The 19,048-nt window shown below is 68.1% G+C and carries 17 protein-coding genes; 9 read left to right on the forward strand and 8 right to left on the reverse strand.

The features are described 5' to 3' along the window. Positions 1-2: 2 nt before the first annotated feature. Complete coding sequence (locus tag AB0H56_RS15625; RefSeq protein WP_110037904.1) at positions 3-857, reverse strand: ABC transporter permease; 855 nt, start codon at positions 855-857, stop codon at positions 3-5. 458 nt (positions 858-1,315) lie between these two features. Here AB0H56_RS15625 and AB0H56_RS15630 point away from each other — a divergent pair, with 458 nt between their 5' ends. After that, complete coding sequence (locus AB0H56_RS15630) at positions 1,316-1,990, forward strand: serine protease (RefSeq protein WP_357162813.1); 675 nt, start codon at positions 1,316-1,318, stop codon at positions 1,988-1,990. Here the strand turns inward: AB0H56_RS15630 and AB0H56_RS15635 are convergent. Together AB0H56_RS15635 and AB0H56_RS15640 are read right to left on the reverse strand one after the other, a co-directional pair. Next, positions 1,947-3,557, reverse strand: a complete 1,611-nt coding sequence (locus AB0H56_RS15635; RefSeq protein WP_357162816.1) for an MFS transporter — start codon at positions 3,555-3,557, stop codon at positions 1,947-1,949. The two genes, AB0H56_RS15630 and AB0H56_RS15635, sit on opposite strands and share 44 nt — an antisense overlap. 29 nt (positions 3,558-3,586) lie before the next feature. Continuing rightward, a complete protein-coding gene (locus AB0H56_RS15640; RefSeq protein ID WP_357162820.1) occupies positions 3,587-4,204 on the reverse strand; it encodes a hypothetical protein in 618 nt (205 codons plus the stop codon). Between the two features lie 188 nt (positions 4,205-4,392). Here AB0H56_RS15640 and AB0H56_RS15645 point away from each other — a divergent pair, with 188 nt between their 5' ends. Together AB0H56_RS15645 and AB0H56_RS15650 are read left to right on the forward strand one after the other, a co-directional pair. After that, entirely contained in the window at positions 4,393-5,577 is a 1,185-nt protein-coding gene (locus AB0H56_RS15645; RefSeq protein WP_357162927.1) for a serine hydrolase domain-containing protein, read from the forward strand. 66 nt (positions 5,578-5,643) lie between these two features. Further along, positions 5,644-7,023 carry a cytochrome P450 gene (locus AB0H56_RS15650; protein ID WP_357162823.1) on the forward strand — a complete coding sequence of 460 codons (1,380 nt, stop codon included), beginning with the start codon at positions 5,644-5,646 and terminating at the stop codon, positions 7,021-7,023. Positions 7,024-7,049: 26 nt separating this feature from the next. Here the strand turns inward: AB0H56_RS15650 and AB0H56_RS15655 are convergent, their stop codons facing one another. Continuing rightward, entirely contained in the window at positions 7,050-7,754 is a 705-nt protein-coding gene (locus tag AB0H56_RS15655; RefSeq protein ID WP_357162826.1) for a TetR family transcriptional regulator, read from the reverse strand. 76 nt (positions 7,755-7,830) lie between these two features. Here AB0H56_RS15655 and AB0H56_RS15660 point away from each other — a divergent pair, with 76 nt between their 5' ends. The 6 genes from AB0H56_RS15660 to ugpC all read left to right on the forward strand — a co-directional run bounded on the left by AB0H56_RS15660 (position 7,831) and on the right by ugpC (position 14,305). After that, complete coding sequence (locus AB0H56_RS15660; RefSeq protein ID WP_357162829.1) at positions 7,831-8,724, forward strand: alpha/beta hydrolase; 894 nt, start codon at positions 7,831-7,833, stop codon at positions 8,722-8,724. A gap of 304 nt (positions 8,725-9,028) precedes the next feature. Beyond that, positions 9,029-9,913, forward strand: a complete 885-nt coding sequence (locus AB0H56_RS15665) for a L,D-transpeptidase (protein ID WP_357162832.1) — start codon at positions 9,029-9,031, stop codon at positions 9,911-9,913. A gap of 144 nt (positions 9,914-10,057) precedes the next feature. Continuing rightward, on the forward strand, positions 10,058-10,987 hold the full coding sequence (locus AB0H56_RS15670) for a sugar ABC transporter permease (protein WP_357162930.1): 930 nt from the start codon (positions 10,058-10,060) through the stop codon (positions 10,985-10,987). Then, positions 10,984-11,850, forward strand: a complete 867-nt coding sequence (locus tag AB0H56_RS15675; protein WP_357162835.1) for a carbohydrate ABC transporter permease — start codon at positions 10,984-10,986, stop codon at positions 11,848-11,850. The genes AB0H56_RS15670 and AB0H56_RS15675 overlap by 4 nt, the downstream gene beginning before the upstream one ends. 19 nt (positions 11,851-11,869) lie before the next feature. Beyond that, on the forward strand, positions 11,870-13,198 hold the full coding sequence (locus tag AB0H56_RS15680; RefSeq protein ID WP_110037914.1) for an ABC transporter substrate-binding protein: 1,329 nt from the start codon (positions 11,870-11,872) through the stop codon (positions 13,196-13,198). A 30-nt stretch (positions 13,199-13,228) separates the two neighbouring features. After that, positions 13,229-14,305 (forward strand): sn-glycerol-3-phosphate ABC transporter ATP-binding protein UgpC, encoded by a 1,077-nt coding sequence (ugpC, locus tag AB0H56_RS15685; protein ID WP_357162838.1) that lies wholly within the window; start codon positions 13,229-13,231, stop codon positions 14,303-14,305. Here the strand turns inward: ugpC and AB0H56_RS15690 are convergent, their stop codons facing one another. The 4 genes from AB0H56_RS15690 to AB0H56_RS15705 all read right to left on the reverse strand — a co-directional run bounded on the left by AB0H56_RS15690 (position 14,306) and on the right by AB0H56_RS15705 (position 19,043). After that, entirely contained in the window at positions 14,306-15,499 is a 1,194-nt protein-coding gene (locus tag AB0H56_RS15690) for a Fic family protein (protein WP_357162841.1), read from the reverse strand. It abuts the gene before it with no gap. Positions 15,500-15,593: 94 nt separating this feature from the next. After that, positions 15,594-16,346: an MBL fold metallo-hydrolase gene (locus AB0H56_RS15695; RefSeq protein WP_357162844.1), complete on the reverse strand. Its 753-nt coding sequence runs from the start codon at positions 16,344-16,346 to the stop codon at positions 15,594-15,596. Between the two features lie 41 nt (positions 16,347-16,387). Further along, the gene (locus AB0H56_RS15700; protein ID WP_357162847.1) at positions 16,388-16,960 is read right to left on the reverse strand and encodes a Uma2 family endonuclease; all 573 of its coding nucleotides are present in this window, start codon (positions 16,958-16,960) and stop codon (positions 16,388-16,390) included. 67 nt (positions 16,961-17,027) lie between these two features. After that, positions 17,028-19,043 carry a M13 family metallopeptidase gene (locus tag AB0H56_RS15705; RefSeq protein ID WP_357162850.1) on the reverse strand — a complete coding sequence of 672 codons (2,016 nt, stop codon included), beginning with the start codon at positions 19,041-19,043 and terminating at the stop codon, positions 17,028-17,030. Positions 19,044-19,048: the final 5 nt, after the last annotated feature.

Consider the following 19,048-nt stretch of genomic DNA (forward strand, 5'->3'; position numbering starts at 1 on the left):
GCTCAGACCACCTGTGGGGGGAAGACGGCGGCGTAGATCTGCGTGATCGCCACGTTGACACCGAGCAGCATGACCATCGAGCTGACGACCGCCGAGTTCACCGCGTTGGCGACACCACCGGGGCCGCCGCGCGCGTTCAGGCCGGAGTCGCACGCGATGATCGAGGCGATGAGACCGAAGATCACCGACTTGAGCAGCGCCACCGCGAGATCGCGGGTGACCGCGAACGAGGCGAAGGTGCTCATGTAGGAGCCGGGCGTGCCCGCCTGGGCGAAGATGTTGAACATGTAGCCGGTGATGAAGCCGACGAAGACCACGAAGCCGCACAGCAGGAAGCTGACGAGCATCGCCGCGCCGAGCCGGGGGGCAACCAGCCTGCGCAACGGGTCGACGCCCATCACCTTCATCGCGTCGATCTCTTCGCGGATGGTGCGGGAGCCGAGGTCGGCGCAGACGGCCGAGCCGACCGCGCCCGCGATCATGATCGAGGTGACCAGCGGCGCGCCCTGCTGGATGATGCCGAGGCCGTTGGCCGCGCCGATGAACGAGGTCGCGCCGACCTGGCCTGCCACCGCGCCGACCTGAATCGAGACGATGACGGCGATCGGAATGGCGACGAGGAGGGTCGGGGCCGCGGCCACGCTGGCCATGAACGCGCACTGGCGGACGAACTCGTCGAAGGGAAAGCGCCTGCGGAAGATCGCGACGATCAACTCCGTGACCGCTTCGATACCCATCGTGATCTGTCGACCGAAGGTCTCGAGTGACTTCTTCGGATGGTCGTCCCAAAGGCCCTTGGTCCAGTCGACAGCTTCGCTGACGCGTGAACGGGCGGGCGGACTCTTGGTCGACTGCACTGCTTTTACCCCTCTCGACGCCAGGTCATCAACACCCCGACGACTTGTTTGCTTGACGCACCTTACTACGGAGTAGCGCAGAACACACCACCGACATGTGAGCGCTGTCATAGAGAGAGGTCACTGTCCGGAAACAGCAATGCGTCCTGCCACGTCGGACCATACAGCCCACAATTGTGGTGGTACGGCAGTTACGTCAGATGTCGTTTTCCGGGGCCTTTGCAGCATTGGCGGCGGCGCCGAATAAATATTGCGGAAAACTGTCATTCATAACGAGACCCCCGGGTGAATACCCCGACATGTCACAGGTTCGCATAAAACTGGACAATTGATCACTTGAATTCATAGAAGACCGCTATCGCCGAACGCCCCTGGTGGCGGGGCGCGCCCGGGACGGAATACAGGCACGATAGGCAGACCGAATTGATATCGTGCGGACTTCCGACGTCTGGAGGGACATGTTCACCACACTCGCCAAGGTGGCCAACGCTGCCTTCGCCGTCGCCCTCGGTGCCGCGCTCCTCGGCACCGGCGCGGGCACTTCGCAGGCACAGCCCGGCCCGCCGGTGATCGGCGGCGGCTCCGGGATCGTCATCGACAACACCTTCGAATGCACCGTCACCACCGTCGGCCACGACGGTGCCGGACGCCTCGTCGGCCTGACCGCCGGCCACTGCGGCGACGCGGGCGCGTCCGTCTCCGCCGAGGTCGACCGTGGTTTCGGCGAGATCGGCCGGTTCGTCTACAGCAACCACGAACTCGACTACGCGGTCATCGAGTTCACGCCGGGGCGGATCATCCCGGTCAACCGGATCGGCAATGTCAGCATCACCGGCGTCGGCGGGCCCGCCCAGTTCCCGACGATCGTCTGCAAGGAGGGCCGCACCACCGGCAACACCTGCGGCATCACCTGGGGCGATGTGTTCCAGACCAACACCGAGACCTGGTCGCAGATGTGCGTGGTCGAAGGTGATTCCGGCGCACCGGTCGTCGTCGGCTCGACCCTGGTCGGCATGGTGAACGCCTACCTGGCCGTGGCCTGTTTCGGACCCGAGGTCGGCACCAACATGAACTCGATCATGGACGACATCAACGCCCGCGGCGGCGTGGGAGCCGGCTACCGGCCTGTGTAGATGGCGGCTGGCGCCGTGGGTTCCGGCCCCCGAATGTCTCGCGTCCGAGGGGCGATACTGCGGCTTCGCCGTTACGTATCGCCCCTCGGACGCGAGACGGGCCGCGAACGTAGTGTCGGCCGGAGGTGGTCGGCGCCAGCGCGGGGCCATCCGAACCCGCGCAGTGCGGGACACAGTCGACCCGCTCCGGCGCGGGCGTCTGACGCGGGACCCGAAGCAGCACACCGGCGATGACGGCGCCGACGAGCAGCAGCACCGCACACCAGCGCATCGCGGTATCGAAGCCGGCGGCGAATTCCACCGGGTCGCCGAAATCGCCGGACAACCCCGCCAGGCCGGGAAGCGCCGCGACAGCGAGCAATTGGGCCGTCCTGGCCACCGCGTTGTTCACCCCCGACGCGATCCCCGCGTCGGCGACGGGCACCGCCGCCAGCACCGCGCCGGTCAGCGGGGCGACCATGACCGCCAAGCCGAGGCCGAAGATCAGCACGCCGGGCAGCACATCGGTGAGGTAGTTCGCCTCGGCGCCGACCAGCTGCAACGCGAACACACCGACCGCGGCCAGCAGCGGGCCCGCGGTCATCGGCAGGCGCGGGCCGTGCCGCTGCGCCCAGCGTCCGGCGGGCGCCGAGAGCACCAGCATCAGCAGCGTCACCGGCAGGCTGGCCGCGCCCGACGCCATCGGTGAATACCCCGCGACCAGCTGCAACTGCAGCACCAGCAGGAAGAAGACGCCGCCGAGCGCGGCGTAGACGAACAGGGTCACCAGGTTCGCGGCGCTGAACACCCGCGAGCCGAACAGCGACGGCGGCACCAGCGGATTCGGGCTGCGCAGTTCGACGAGCACGAACCCGGCCAGGCCGAGGACACCGACGCCGATCAGCACCGGATAACCGTCGATGAGGCCGAGGGTGAGCGCGCCGAGCGCGCAGGCGACGATCACCGCGCCCGGCACGTCGATCCGCGCCGGCGCCGCCGGATCACGGCTCTCCGGCACCCACCGCACCGCGATCACCGCGACGACCAGCGCCAACGGCACGTTCAGCAGGAAGATCGCGCGCCAGCCGACCAGGTCGATCAGCCCGCCGCCGAGCAGCGGACCCAGTGCGCCTGCCACCCCGCCGAGCCCCGACCACAGCCCGATCGCACTGCCCTGATCGCGCTCGTCGAGCGAGGCCGAGATCAGCGCCAGACTGCCGGGGGTGAGCAGTGCGCCTGCGACGCCCTGCAGCAATCGCGCGACCACCAGCATCTCGATGTTCACCGACACCGCGCACAGCAACGAGGTGAGCGCGAATCCCACGATCCCCCAGACGAACACGCGCCGCCGCCCGAGCCGGTCGCCGAGCGAGCCGCCGAGCAGGATGAACGAGGCGAGGGTGAGGGTGTAGCCGTTGACGGTCCACTGCAGGCCGGCGACATCGGTGTGCAGCGATTCGCCGATGCGCGGCAGCGCGACCGAGACGACGGTGGCGTCCAGCGACGCCATCGACGAGCCGAGGATGGTTGCGAGCAGAATCCACCGCCCGGTGGCTGACTTCAGCCGGACCGTCCTGTTCGGGGGCACCCGTCCAAACTAGCCCTTCGGCAGGGCTGTCACAGACTCTCCACGCAGACCACGACGCGGCGCTCTTCGTACTTGAAGCCCGAATCCGCGGCGTCGGGGCAGGAGTCGACACTGTCGGTGTCGGTCTTGATGGTGATGACCTTGACCGGCTCCGAGCCCGGCTCACTGCACTCGATGCGCTTGGGCTCGTCGCCGCCGACGTCCATGCAGCCGCCAACCACCCAGTCGATGTCCAGGCACAGGGCGCCGGTCTCGATGCCGTTGAGGGTCTCGGCGTAGTAGTTGTCGCGATCGCTCACGCAGCCGGTGCTGGTCTTGGCCTTGCCGATGACCTTGTAGTTCGACGAGCGGCTGCCGCAGGACGCCTTCTCGATCGTCGCGTCGGTGACGGTGCCGCCGAGCGAGACGCAATCGCCGATGTTGGCCTGGAAGTCGGTGTCGCCACCCTTGCTCGAGGTCGGCGCGGGTTTGCTCGTCGTCGGCTTGCCCGGTTTCGTGGTCGGGCTGCCGGTGCTGGTCGCGGGGACCACGTCGATCGCGGGTTGTGCGTGGCCGTCGATGGTGCCACCGCACCCGGTCGCGACGAACGCGGTCACCGTGATGGCGACAGCGCCGACGATCCGGCCGATGGGCAGGTCTGCAAACACCTACTGTGAATACACCACCGGAGCCACCCGCGTCGACTCGATCCCGCCGGGCGGGCGCCGGATACCCTTGGTCTTCGGCCTCCCGGCCGAACCTGCATCAGGAGGTGAACCCGATGGTGGCAGCAACGGCGGGAGATTTCGGGCCCCGGACCCGGCGCGGTGACGAGCCGCTCGCGGCCCCGCGGCAGATGCTCGTCGATCCGCGGTTCATCCGGCTGGCCGACCATTTCTTCGGCCTCTTCCCGCAACCACACCGCGGTGGCGGCGCGCTGGCGATCTACCTGGACGGCAAGCCGGTGGTCGACGTCTGGGCAGGCTGGGCGGCCAAGGATCAGCGCTGGAACGGCGAGCACGTCGCGCTCACCTTCTCCACCGGCAAAGGCGTCGCGGCCACGGTCGTGCACCGGCTGGCCGAGCGTGGGCTCATCGACTACGAGGCGCCGGTCGCGCGGTACTGGCCCGAGTTCGCCGCGCACGGCAAGCACGACATCACCGTGCGCGATGTGCTCTCGCACCGGGCCGGGTTGCACCGGGTGCGCGGGCTGGTACCCGGCCGCGAGGGCATCCTCGACTACGACGCGGTGATCACCGCGCTGGCCGAGAGCCCGGCCGATCCACGCCGGATCAGGTCCTCCGGCTATCACGCGATCACCTTCGGCTGGCTGGTCGCCGAGATCGTGCAGCGCGTCACGGGCGAGCCGTTCACCGAGGTCCTGCGCCGAGAAGTGGCCGAGCCCTTGGGAACCGAGGAATTCTGGTTCCAGGTCCCGTCGGCGCAGCGGTACCGGATCGCCAAGATCTTCCCGCATCTCGCGCCGCCGGGGATCCGCTGGAACACCGCGTCCTCGGTGCTGTCCTGGGTGCGGCCGGTGCGCGGGCTGGCCGAGGCCGGGATGCCGGAGAGTTTCGACGAACTGGTGCGAGACCCGCGGGTGCACGACGCGGTGATGCCCGGCTGGAACGGGGTGTTCTCGGCGCGGGCGCTGGCGCGGATGTACGGCGCTCTCGCCAACGACGGCGTGGTGTACACCGGCGACGACGAGCCGGTGCGGTTCCTGCGCCCGGAGACGATCGCGACCGTCAACCGGACCCAGCAGACCGACAGCCGCGACTACGTCCTCGGCCTGCCGCTGCGCTTCACCCTCGGCTATCACCGCCCCGTCCTGATGACCAAGCAGCAGCCACGACACGCGTTCGGGCACTACGGGATCGGTGGCTCGGGCGCCTACGCCGATCCGGATCTGCGGATGTCGATCGCGTTCGTCACCAATCGGCTCGGCAACGCGGTCACCGCGCTGGGCGACGCGCGGCTGGCGAAACTGTCGGCGATCGCGCAGGGCACCGTCCGCAGGCTGCGCGCGAACGAGCGGTAGCCCACATCGAACCGGTGGGCCCGGCGGACCGTAGTGCTTGGCATGAGCGGACGGAGGAGGCGGAGGGTGACCACGCAGCGGACGGGCACCACGCGTCCACCGCGCTGGTCGCTGCCGCACGGCCTGGCCGCGGCCTGGGATCTGGACGGCTACCTGCGGCGGCGTGCCCGCCACGGCGATCCGTTCGCGGTGGGCTTCCCCGGATTTCCCCCGGTGCTGTTCACCGGTACGGCCGAGGGCGCGCGCGAACTGTTCCGTATTCCTGTGTCGCTGGTGCGGCCACCGGACCCGAATCCGATCGAGCCGATGGTGGGCGCGGCGTCGCTGATCCTCAGCACGGGGGCACGGCACCGGACCGACCGCACCTTGCTGGCGCCCGCGCTGCACGGAGCGCGCACGAAGGAGCTGGCGGGGGTGATCCGCGAGGCGACCCTGGCCGAGATCGAAAGCGGTTCCGGCGCAACGGGTCCGTGGCGGGTCGGTGCCACGATCGACGCCTTGACCGCGGCGCGGTCGATCACCCAGCGCGTCATCCTGGCCACCGCCTTCGGCCCTACCGCGCGTGACACACCGGACGCGACCCGCGTACGGAGCGAGCGCGCGGCCGAATACGCCGCGGCCATCGGCGATTTCCTCACCTCGTTCACCACGCCGCTGCTCGCGGCGCCGGTATTGCGCCGCGGCCCAGCGGGATTCGGGCCGTGGGGCAGATTCGTCGCCGCCCGCGCCCGGCTCGATCGGTTGATCCAGCGCGACATCGATCGACGGCGCGGCGACGGCCCCGGCGACGGCGGCCTGCTCGACCTGCTCCTGACCACCCGCTACGACGACGGCGGCACCCTCACCGACACCGAGCTGCGCGAACAGCTGCGCACCCTGCTCGTCGCAGGCCACGAGACCACGGCAACGACCCTGACCTGGGCGCTCTACCACCTCCACCGCGAGCCTGGGCTGCTCGACAGGCTCACCGCCGAACTCGCGGACGCCCCCGACGATCCCGCGGAACAGGCCGCCTCGCCCCTGCTCGCCGCCCTCTGCCAGGAGACCCTGCGCCTGCACCCACCGGTGCCCATGGTGCTGCGCACCCTCACCGAACCGTGGCGCTGGCGCGGGGTCGACCTCGCCGCCGGGCAGACCATCGGGCTCGCGGTCGGCGTCCTGCACAGTCAGCCGTCGACGTGGCCCGCGCCGCGCCTGTTCCATCCCGACCGGTTCCTCGATCGCAAGACCACACCGTCCGACTACGCGCCGTTCGGCGGCGGCCACCGTCGCTGCGTCGGCGCCACCCTCGCCGAGCACGAGCTCCGCATCGTCCTGGCCACCCTGCTGACCACGACCCGGCTCAGGCTCGACCCCGCACTCGCGCTCGGCAGACGACCGCGAGCCGTACCCCGCAATCTCGCGACGGCACCCGGTCGCCCCATCCGCTTCGTCCGGACCGCCTAGCGTCTCATAATCAAATTCTCATCAATTCAGGTTTTGAGACAGCGATAGACCGTCGCGCGGGACACCCCGAACCTCGCGGCGATCTCCGCGGCGTCGACGCCATCGGCGTGGAGCGCCCTCACTTCGTCGACGCGGTCGGCGCCGAGTTTCGTGGGCCGCCCGCCCGCTCGTCCGCGCGCCCGGCCCGGTGCCGCCGCGACGACCGGCGCGCCGAGCAGCACCCTGGCCCCGTCGAGGATCAGCTCGCGCAGTGTCGCGGCGGGCACGTCGCGGAACAGGACCACCGGATCCGCCAGTCCCGCCACCACCTGAGACGCCCTGACCCGCGCCTCGAGGCCCGCCCCCGGGCCTGCGACCAGCTCGTTGGCGAGCGCGATCGCGGCGCGGAACCGGTCCGCGATCGGCGCCTGGACCAGCAGCGTCATGTCTTTCACCAGCATGGTGAGGGTGTGCCGGTGGCGCAGGTGCACATCGACGTACCCCTCGATGGCCCGCCACCGCACCCCCTCGGGATCGCCGCCCGTCTCGGCCGCGGCGAGTACCGCCTCCAGCTCGTCGAGCAGCGGCACCGTGAGCCGCTGGAGGATCGCCTCCTTCGACTCGAAGTGGTAGTAGAGCGCCGCCTTCGTGATGCCGACCTCGTCGGCGATGGCCTGCATGGCCGTGGCGCGATAGCCGCGCGCCGAGAAGAGCGCGCCTGCGGCGGACAGGATCCGCTCCGATGTCGTCACAATGTACTTACCTCGGGTCAGTCGATGGGGTAGTCTGCCGACCAAGGGTCAGTCTATTGCCTCGGAGATGGTCGCCATGGGAAGCACGGTCGAGTTCGATGTCGCGGGCACCCGGTGCGCCGGTCGCCTCTGGTTGCCCGCCGGCGCTGATGCGGTGCCGTGCGTGATGTTCTGCCACGGGTTCAGCGGAACCATGGACCGGCTGTTCGACTACGCCGAGCGCTTCGCGGCGGCGGGGTTCGCGGCACTCGCCTTCGACTACCGCGGTTTCGGCGCGAGTGCCGGCGAGCCACGACAGGTTCCCACGATCGGTGGCCAGCTCGACGACCTGCGCGCCGCCGTCGCGTTCGCCCGCGCACACGCCCGCGTAGACGCGGAACGCGTTGTGCTGTGGGGCAATTCGCTCGGCGGCGCGCACGTGGTGACGGTCGCCGCCGATGATCCGCGGATCGCGGCCGTGGTGGCGCAGATCCCGTTCAACGGTTTCCCGAAGAAGGTGGCCGGCCGCTCCACCGCCGACACCCTGCGACTGCTGGCGGCGATCGTGGACGATGCCGCGCGCGGCGCGCTCGGGCTGCGGCCGCGCTACATCCCGATGGTCGGCGCACCCGGCACCACGGCCGTCACCACCACCGACGAGGCCGAAAAACACATCAGCACCCTGACCGGCGACGGGCAGACCAGCTGGCGCAACACCGTCGCCCCGCGCGCGCTGCTCACGATGATGACCCGCTACCGCCCGGCCGAGTCCGCGGCCCGCGTGCGCTGCCCGCTCCTGGTCTGCGCCGCCGCCGACGACCGCGAGACGCCGCCGGAGACCAGCCGTGCACTGGCCGAGCGCGCGCCCGACGGCGAGTTGCGGGTCTACCCGGGCACGCACTTCAGCTTCTACACCGACCCGTCGCTGCGCGAGCGCGTCGTCGCCGACCAGATCGCGTTCGCCCGCGCCGCGACGGCGTCACGTCCGTAGCGAGCCACTTCACAAAGACCGAGTGATTTCGATCACTTGACGTTTGAAGCTCACACGGATGTGCTTCCACCGGCCCCGAGATCACTCCCGTCGACTCGCCGCCGTGAGCGTGGCGTTTGACGAAAGCCCGTGGATCACAGCGCGTTATGTGATCCAGGGCACAGAGTTGCGAAGCCGTTATCGCCACGCAACGCCGCTGGCACGTTGTCACCCCGGCCAGGTAGGAATGGACGGTCAGGGTCGGGGAGTAGTAACGCGTCAATCACGAAGATCTCGTGGCGCCTCGTGCGGCACGGGAGATGGAATGGACGAGAAACCTATGCACTACGAGGCACATACGCAGCGATCGCGTCGGCTTCGCCGGGGCCTGCTGCTGTCGGCGGCCATCGCGACGACCGGCGCCCTGCTGGTGATTCCCGCGCAGGCCGAGCCGACCCTCCCGGGCTCCGGTTCCAGCCAGCCCGCGGTGGACGCGCCCGCCACCCAGGCGCCGTTCGCGCCGCCGAACATCAACATCGCCGACGGCGAGACCGTCGGCGTCGCGCAGCCGATCATCATCACCTTCAAGGAGCCGGTCGCCGACCGCGCGGCCGCGGAGAAGGCCATCAAGGTCACCTCCACCAACCCCGCGCCCGGCCACTTCTACTGGACCGGTGAGAAGCAGGTGCGCTGGAAGCCGAACGAGTTCTGGCCCGCCAACACCGACGTCACCGTCGCGGCGGGCGGCACCACCAGCTCGTTCCACATCGGTGACGCGTTCGTCGCCTACGTGGACGACAACACCAAGACCATCACCGTGACGGTCAACGGCGAGACGGTGCGCGAGATGCCCACCTCGCTCGGCAAGCCGGGCTACGAGACCCCCAACGGCACCTACATCGTGGGCGAGCGCCTCGAGAAGATGACCATGGACTCCTCCACCTACGGCGTCCCGGTCACCGATCCCGAGGGCTACAAGCTCGAGGTCGAGTACGCCACCCGCCTGTCCAACAGCGGCATCTTCGTGCACGCCGCGCCGTGGTCGGTCGGCCAGCAGGGCTACTCCAACGCCAGCCACGGCTGCCTGAACGTGAGCACCGAGAACGCCAAGTGGTTCCTCGAGAACGCCAAGCGCGGCGACGCGGTGATCGTCTCCAACACCCAGGGCCCTACCCTGAGTTCCGGTGACGGACTGGGCGACTGGAACTGATCCGCTGAACAAAAGCCGAACAATACGATCAATCGCGATCGTGTTGTTCGGCTTTTTGCTGTACTCGGTCCTGTGCGCCCGATGTTCAGAAGATCGGCGGGCAGGGTTAACCAACGGTTCGCCATGCGCCGTAAAACTGCCGCGGTGCGAAGCAGTCCAGAGCGGGTACTCCCCGCACCACGAGGCCGCGGGCTGAAAAGCCGCCCGTGGCAGGACTATGCGCTGTTCCTGGTCCTGGTCGTGCCGAACCTGGTGCTGCTGACGCTGTTCGTTTACCGGCCGCTGGCCGACAACATCCGGCTGTCGTTCACCGACTGGAACATCGCCGATCCCGTCGCCACCGGAGTGGGTTTCGACAACTACGTCGAGTGGTGGCAGCGCGACGACTCCTGGAAGGTCGTCTCCAACACGGTGATCTTCACCGTCGCAGCGGTCGCGGTGAGCATGGCGCTCGGTCTCGCGCTGGCCCTGCTGCTCGACCGAAAACTCTTCGGGCGCAATGTTGTTCGCTCCGCCATTTTCGCGCCGTTCGTGATCTCCGGCGCGGCCATCGGCGTGGCCTTTCAATTCATCTTCGACCCGAGTTTCGGACTGGTACAGGACGTCCTGCACCGGCTCGGCGTGGAACGGGTGCCGGACTTCTACCAGGACCCGCACTGGGCCCTGTTCATGGTGACGATCACTTACATCTGGAAGAACCTCGGCTATACCTTCGTCATCTATCTGGCCGCGCTGCAGGGTGTGCGCGCGGAGTTGATGGAGGCCGCCGAAATGGACGGCGCGAGCCGCTGGACGACTTTCACGAAAGTGCTTCTCCCACAATTACGTCCGACTACCTTCTTTCTGTCGATCACCGTGTTGCTGAATTCGCTGCAGGTCTTCGACATCATCAATGTGATGACCCGCGGCGGACCGCTGGGCAACGGCACCACCACCATGGTGTTCCAGGTCTACGAGGAGTCGTTCCGCAATTTCCGGGCCGGCTACGGCGCCACCGTCGCGACCATCATGTTCCTGGTGCTGCTGGTGGTCACGCTGATCCAGGTGCGCGTGATGGATCGGAACGAGCGATGAAACATATAGGCCCACAGACACTCTCGTACCGCAGGCGGGAACGCGCGATCACCGCGCTCGGCTACGCCGCGATGGTGTGCGTGCTGATCCTGATCGGGGTGCCGCTGTTCTGGATCCTGATCACCTCGGTCAAGGACCGGCCCGACATCTACACCCAGCCCGCGGTGTACTGGCCGCGCACCTGGCATCCGGAGAACTACGGCGAGGCCACCACCACGGTGCCGTTCTGGACCTTCCTGCGCAATTCGCTGATCGTCACCGGCGTCGTGTCGGCGGTGAAGTTCGTGCTCGGCGTGTTCAGCGCGTACGGGCTGGTGTTCCTGCGATTTCCCGGCAAGAACATCGTGTTCCTGGTGATCATCGCGGCGCTGATGGTGCCCAACCAGATCACCGTCATCTCCAACTACGCGCTGATCGCGCAGCTGGTCTGGCGCAACACCTTCCAGGGCATCATCATTCCGCTGTGCGGGGTCGCCTTCGGCACCTTCCTGATGCGCAACCACTTCCTGTCGCTGCCCGCTGAGGTCATCGAGGCGGCGCGGATGGACGGCGCGAACTGGTGGCGGCTGCTGACCAGGGTGGTCCTGCCGATGTCGGGACCGACGATGGTCGCGTTCGCGGTCGTCACGCTCGTCAACGAGTGGAACGAATACCTGTGGCCGTTCCTGATGGCCGACTCGGCCGAGGTCGCCACCCTGCCGGTGGGCCTCACGCTGCTGCAGAACACCGAGAACCCCTCGGTCACCAACTGGGGTCCGGTGATGGCGGGCACCGTGCTCACGATGCTGCCGATCCTCATCGTGTTCCTGGCCCTGCAACGTCACATGATCAAAGGCCTCACCTCCGGTGCGGTCAAGGGTTGATTCTCGAACGGAGATCCACGTGTCCACAACACGATTCCCGGCGCTGAGCCGTCGCGGCTTCCTCGGTCTCACCGGCGCCGCCGCCGCGGGTCTGGCACTGACCGCCTGCGCGGGCACCGGCGGCGGGTCCGGGTCCGGCGGCGACGCCAAGACCATCACCTTCTGGTCGAACCACCCCGGCACGTCCAAGGAACTCGAGCTGGAGCTGATCAACCGCTTCACCGCGAAGTACCCCGACCTGACGGTCAACCTGGTCGACGCCGGCAAGAACTACGAGGAGGTGGCGCAGAAATTCAACGCCGCGCTCACCGGCGGCGACCTGCCCGATGTCGTCGTGCTCTCCGACGTCTGGTGGTTCAACTACGCGCTGACCAAGGCGATCGAACCGCTCGATGGGCTCTTCGGCGCGGCGGGCGTGCAGCTCGACGACTACGTCGACTCGCTCGCGGCCGACTACCTCTTCGACGGCAAGCACTACGCCCTGCCCTACGCCCGCTCGACCCCGCTGTTCTACTACAACAAGGACGTGTGGGCGAAAGCCGGTCTGCCCGACCGTGGTCCGAATTCCTGGCAGGAATTCGACGAGTGGGGTCCGAAGCTGCAGTCGGTGGTCGGCGCCGACAAGTTCGCGCACGCCTGGGGCGATGCCAAGAACTACCTGGGCTGGACCTTCCAGGGCCCGAACTGGACCTTCGGTGGCGCCTACTCCGACAAGTGGCAGCTGAAGTTCACCGATCCCGGTTCGATCGCCGCGGCCACCTACCTGCGCGACTCGATCAATGTGAAGAAGTACGCGGCGATCCGCCCGCAGATCGCGGTCGACTTCGGCACCGGCGTCGCGGCCTCGACCATCGCCTCCACCGGTGACCTCAAGGGCATCAAGAAGAACGCCGACGGCAAGTTCGAGCTGGGCACCGCGTTCCTGCCGCATCCGAACGGCCCCGGTGTCACCACCGGCGGCGCTGGCCTTGCCATCCCGTCGCGGATCTCGGATGAGCGCAAGGCCAACGCGCTCAAGTTCATCGAGTTCGTCACCAACGCGGCCAACACCGCGTACTTCTCGCAGAACACCGGGTACATGCCGGTGCGCAAGTCGGCGGTCAACGATCCGTCCGAGGTGGACTTCCTGGCGAAGAACCCGAACTCGAAGGTCGCCATCGACCAGCTGGCGGTGACCAAGTCGCAGGACTACGCGCGGGTGTTCGTGCCCGGCGCCGATCAGATCATCGGCACCGGCTACGAACAGATCGGCCTCCAGAACGCCGATCCCGCGACCGTTCTGGCGAAGGTCGCCGCCGACGTGCAGGCGATCATCGACCGGCAGATCACGCCCAAGCTGCCGAAGTAGTTCTGCCCCACCCCTCCAGGAGAATTCGCCATGGCGACAGTGCAGTTCGACGGTGTGACGCACCGTTATCCCGGCGCCGACAGCCCCGCTGTCGACGCGCTCGACCTGGATATCGCCGACGGCGAGTTCCTGGTGCTGGTCGGGCCGTCGGGCTGTGGCAAGTCGACCAGTCTGCGCATGCTGGCGGGGCTGGAATCGGTGGAGGCCGGGACGATCCGGATCGGTGACCGCGACGTCACCGGCCTCCCACCGCGCGCCCGCGACGTGGCGATGGTGTTCCAGAGCTACGCGCTCTACCCGAACATGACCGTCGCCGAGAACATGGGCTTCGCCCTGCGCAACGCGGGAATGAACAAGTCCGACACCCTCGTCCGGGTGCGCGAGGCCGCGGCGATGCTCGAGCTCGAGCCGCTGCTCGACCGCAAGCCCGCCAAGCTCTCCGGTGGTCAGCGTCAGCGCGTCGCGATGGGCAGGGCGATCGTGCGCCGCCCGCAGGTGTTCTGCATGGACGAGCCGCTGTCGAACCTGGACGCCAAACTCCGGGTGAGCACCCGCTCCCAGATCGCCGCGCTGCAGCAGCGGCTCGGCACCACCACGGTCTACGTCACCCACGACCAGGTCGAGGCGATGACGATGGGGCACCGCGTGGCCGTCCTGCGCGACGGCACGCTCCAGCAGATCGCCTCGCCCCGCGAGCTCTACGACAACCCGGTCAACACCTTCGTCGCCGGTTTCATCGGCTCACCCGGCATGAACCTGCTCGAGGCGCCCGTCGCCGACGGCGCGGCCGTGCTGGACGGCCTGCGAATCCCGCTGCCGCGCACCGTCACCGGCAAGCGCGTCGTCCTCGGCATCCGCCCCGAATCCTGGGAGGTCACCACCGATCCCCATGGCATCACCGTCGTCGCCGAACTCCTCGAGGAACTCGGCGCCGAATCCTTCGTCTACACCCACGGCGCAGGCACCGACTGGTCCACCCGCTCCGGCAAGATCGTCATCCGCGTCGACCGCCGCTTCCACACCACCCTCGGCGAAACCCTCCACCTACGCCCCAAGCCCGAAGAGATCTTCTACTTCGACGCCGATTCCGACGAACGCCTCCGCTGATCAGCCCATCGCCTCGGCACTGCGTCGGCCGATCGCGGCGCTGAGCGCGTCGAGTTCGGCCAGGATGTCGGTGGCCGCCCAGACACGGTTGCGCTTGGACTCCGACAGCACATCGAGGACACCGGCCTCGGTCAGGCGGTCCAGTGCCCGGTACGTGCTCGCCTCGGTGGTGCCGGTCAGCCGGTGCGCGATGTCGATGTTGAGGATCGGGTTGTCGAGGAGGTTCGCCAGCAGGGTCTCGTCCGACGACCCCGACCTCGGACGTGCGATCTCCCGCCAGCGCTGCGGCAGTTCGGCCAGCACGCGGGCCGAATCCATCGCCGCGACACTCGAATGCACGGCGGCGTGCGCCACGTACTCGACGAATTCGTCGGCCGCGCCGGCGCGGTAGCCGGTCAGCTGGTCGAAGTATCGAGCGGTGTTCGCCAGCATCACCGACGCCATCGGGACGGTGACACGACTGGTCAGCCCGCGGTACCGCAGGATGGCGCTGATCAGGGCGCGCCCGATTCGGCCGTTGCCGTCGACGAAGGGGTGGATCGACTCGAACTGCGCGTGCGCGATCGCGGCCTGAGCGAGGACCGGGAGGTTGCGACGGCTCGCGAAGGTCAGCAAGTCGTCCATCAGACCTGCCACGAACTCGGGTGGCGGTGGGACGTACATCGAGTCGATCGGGGTGTAGTCGCTGCCGCCGATCCAGTTCTGGACATCACGAAACCGGCCGGAGTCCCTGGCTGCGTAATAGGCGGGCTTCATCAGTAACCGGTGTGCGGTCAGCAGATCGTCCACCGTCGTGGCACCACCGCCGGCCGCCGTGACCAACGCGGTCAAAGCCTGCACCGCCGCGAGCTGCGAGCGCGCCTCGTCGCTGGCCTTGGCGCCGCCGATGGCCTTGCCGAATGCCCGCCAGCCGGCATCTATGTGCTCGATCTTCGAGGAGGCGACGGATTCACTGCGCAGCAGGAAATCACCGAGGGGTGCAAGGTACTGGCCGTGGCCGGCTTCGAGCCTGGCCACCGCGATCACCGCGTCCTCGTGGGCGCGCGCGACCTTCCCGGTGGGGTCGTAGTCCAGGTCGGCTATTCGTGGCGGAATCGTCACGGCGATCTGTTCGAGCGTCCGGTCGGCCCGCGACCCCTGCCGGTGGCGGGGCTGCCATGGCAATTTTTCGATTCGGTGCGCGGGCCACGGCATGGTCAGAATCGCCCGAAAAGTACAGTAGGCACACTCTTACTATACTTTAAATAGCAGAAACGCGACTACGAGGCCGCCTACTCATGGATCCAGCTCAGTCGCGCTGGCTGGGGGCGATCTCCCTGGCTCGGGTGACGGCAGCGGCGATGCCGTTGTGCCAGGTGGGGCCGTGGCCGGGGAGGACGATGTCGGCGGGGGTGGATTCGAGGGTGGTGTAGCTCGCGATGGTGGCTGGGGTGTCGTGGTTGAAGAAGTTGGGGAGGGGTTGGGGGCCTTGGATTTTCGAGGTGGGGTGGGCGGTGACCAGGGCGTCGCCGGTGGCGATGGCGCCTGCCTCGGGAAGGTGGAAGGCCGAGTGGCCGGAGGTGTGGCCGGGGCAGGGGATCGGGACGGGGTGGCCGGGGAGGTCGAGGGCGCCGTCGGTGGGGAAGGGCTGGATGTGGGGGACGGTGTTCTTGCGCAGGCCGCCCGCGGCGGTGATGCGGGCGGCCCAGGCGATGGTGTCGCGGTCGGTGAGGCGTTTGATCACGTCGAGGGGCGTCGCGGACTCGTGGCACTCGCCGCGGGCATGGGCCACCTCGATCGCGCTGGTGTAGGCCGGAATTCCGTAATGGCGGTGCAGGTGGTTCAGAGCACCGACATGGTCCAGGTGCGCGTGGGTCAGCAGGATCGCGGTGATGTCCTCGGGGCGATGGCCGATGCCGCGGATCGCCTCCTCGATCTTCGCCGCGTCGCCGTACCAGCCCGCATCGATCAGGGTGAGATCCCGCCCGTCCCGCAAGAGGTACACATTGACGTGGGTGCCACCGATCACGAAGACGTCATCGGCCACTTGCTGACAGGACATCACAACTCCATCGCCTCCGGCCGTTCGAGCAGCTGTACGGATCAAACCCTGCGAGCGCCGGTCAACGCATCCAGATCGATGGTCAACGGGAACGGCGCCGACAGTGCCACCGAGCCCGTTGCCCGTGGCGTGATGCGGTACTCGCCCTGGTCGAGGGTGTAAACGGTGAGACCGACCGAAGTCGGATCAAGGATATCGATCACCCAGTAGTGCGCGATCGAATTCGCCGCGTATTCACCAGCTTTGACCGCGTAGTCACGCACCGCGGATTCGCCGGAAGTGGCGATCTCGATCGCCACCTCGATCTGATCGGCGCGCACCCGCTGCTGATCACCCACCGCGCTGTCGGCGACCACGACATCCGGCACAGGGCGAGGTGAACGGCCGATCAATTCGGCCTCCAGCTCCGCGAAGGCTTCATAACCGACCGGCAGTTGGCTGTCGAGCTGGATGAGCAGACGCTTGATCGCCCGGCTGTGCGGCGCCGCTGGTCGCGCGTTCACGAGCAGGAAACCATCCTCGATCTCGTAACGGTGGGACGTGTCGATCGGCAAAGCGTCGAACTCGTCGGCTGTGATCGGCCGCCCACGCGGTGCCGATGCTGTGTCAGCCATCACCTACCACCTCTGCTTCTCACCGCCCGGCGATGCTCGAGAGTTCATCATTCGCACCCCACGGTGGCTACCAGATCGTCACGCGCTCCTCGGGGGCGAGGTACAGCTTGTCTTCCGGGGCCACGTCGAAGGCTTCGTAGAAGCTGTCGATGTTGCGGACCACGGCGTTGCAGCGGAACTCCGGCGGGGAGTGCGGGTCGACGGCGAGGCGGCGGATGGCCTCCTCGGGGCGGGCCTTGGTGCGCCAGACCTGGGCCCAGCCGTAGAACACGCGCTGCAGGCCGGTGAGACCGTCGATCACCGGCGGTTCGGCGCCGTCGAGCGAGATCTTGTACGCGGCCAGGGCGATCGACAGGCCGCCGAGGTCACCGATGTTCTCGCCGATGGTGAACTCACCGTTGACCTTGTGCTCGTCGGCCAGGTCGGCGGGGGAGAGCACGCTGTACTGATCGATGAGCGCCTTGGTGCGCTTGGCGAACTCGGCGCGGTCGTCGTCGGTCCACCAGTCCTTCATGTTGCCGTCGCCGTCGTACTTGGCGCCCTGGTCGTCGAAACCGTGGCCGATCTCGTGGCCGATCACCGCGCCGATACCGCCGTAGTTGGCGGCGTCGTCGGCGTTCATGTCGAAGAACGGCGGCTGCAGGATCGCGGCGGGGAAGACGATCTCGTTCATGCCCGGGTTGTAGTAGGCGTTCACGGTCTGCGGGGTCATGAACCATTCGCCCCGGTCCACCTCGCCGCCCAGCTTGCCCAGGTCGCGGTCGTGGTCGGCGGCGTAGCCGCGGCGGTAGTTGCCGACCAGGTCGGCCCGGTCGATCTCGACCGCGGAGTAGTCGCGCCAGGTGTCGGGGTAGCCGATCTTGGGGGTGAACTTCGCCAGCTTGGTCAGCGCGGCCGCTCTGGTGTCCTGGCCCATCCACTCGAGCTCGGCGATGTTGCGCCGGTAGGCCTCCTGCAGGTTCGCGACCAGCTCCACCATCCGTGCCTTGGCCTGCGGCGGGAAGTGCTTGGCCACATACAGTTTGCCCACGGCCTCGCCCAGCAGGTCCTGCACCAGCGAGACGCCGCGCTTCCAGCGTTCCCGGTTCTCCTGCGCGCCGGTGAGGGTGCGCCCGTAGAAGTCGAAGTTCTCCTCGACGATCTCGTCGGTGAGGAACGCGGCCCTGGCGTGCAGCACCTGCCAGCGCGCCCAGTCCTGCCAATCCGCCTGCGGCACAGCGGCCCACGCCTGCGCGAAGGCGCGCACGTAGTCGGGCTGACGGACCACCAGCTCGGCGAACAGTTCCGCGCCTGCCCGGTCGAGACCGGTGGAGACGGCGTCGACCCAGGCGGCCCAATCGAATTCGGGGTTGCGCGCGGCGAGTTCGGCGAAGGTGACGAGGTTGTAGCTCTTCTCGGCGTCGCGGCGGCGCACCACGTCCCAGTGGCCAGCGGCGAGGGTGCGCTCCAGCTCGAACACGCGGCGGGCGGCGTCCTCGGGGTCGGCGGGCAGCAGCCCCGCCAGTGCCGGATCGGCGGCGGCGATGGTGAACATCTTCGCGATGTGCGCCTGGTAGGCCGTGCGGATCTCGGCGAACTCGTCGGACCGGTAGTACGACTCGTCCGGCAGACCGATGCCGGACTGGGTGGCGTGCACCAGGTAGCGGGTGGAGTCCTTGTCGTCGGTGTCGACGTAGTAGCCGAGCGCACCGCGCACGCCGGTGCGCTGCAGGCGTCCCAGCAGGGCGGCGAACGCGCGCTGGTCGGCCACCTCGGCGATTTCGCGCAGCTCGCCGGCGATCGGGGTGAACCCGGCCGCGGCCACCGCCTCGGTGTCCATGAAGCTCGAGTACAGGTCGCCGATCTTACGGGCGTCGGCGTCGTCGGAGGTGCCCGCCGCGCTCTCGGTGATGATCGCCTGCACGTCGAGCTCGGCCTGGTCGTAGAGCGTGCGGAAGGCGCCGTCGACCGCGCGGTCGGCCGGGATCTCGTACTCGGCCAGCCACTGACCGTTGACATGCGCGAACAGATCGTCCTGCACCCGCACATCCTGATCACGGAAGGACAGGTCGATACCGGAGGGAGCGCTCAGATCGGAAGTCACGCGCT

Source organism: Nocardia sp. NPDC050717, from assembly GCF_040654275.1.
Lineage (GTDB): Bacteria > Actinomycetota > Actinomycetes > Mycobacteriales > Mycobacteriaceae > Nocardia.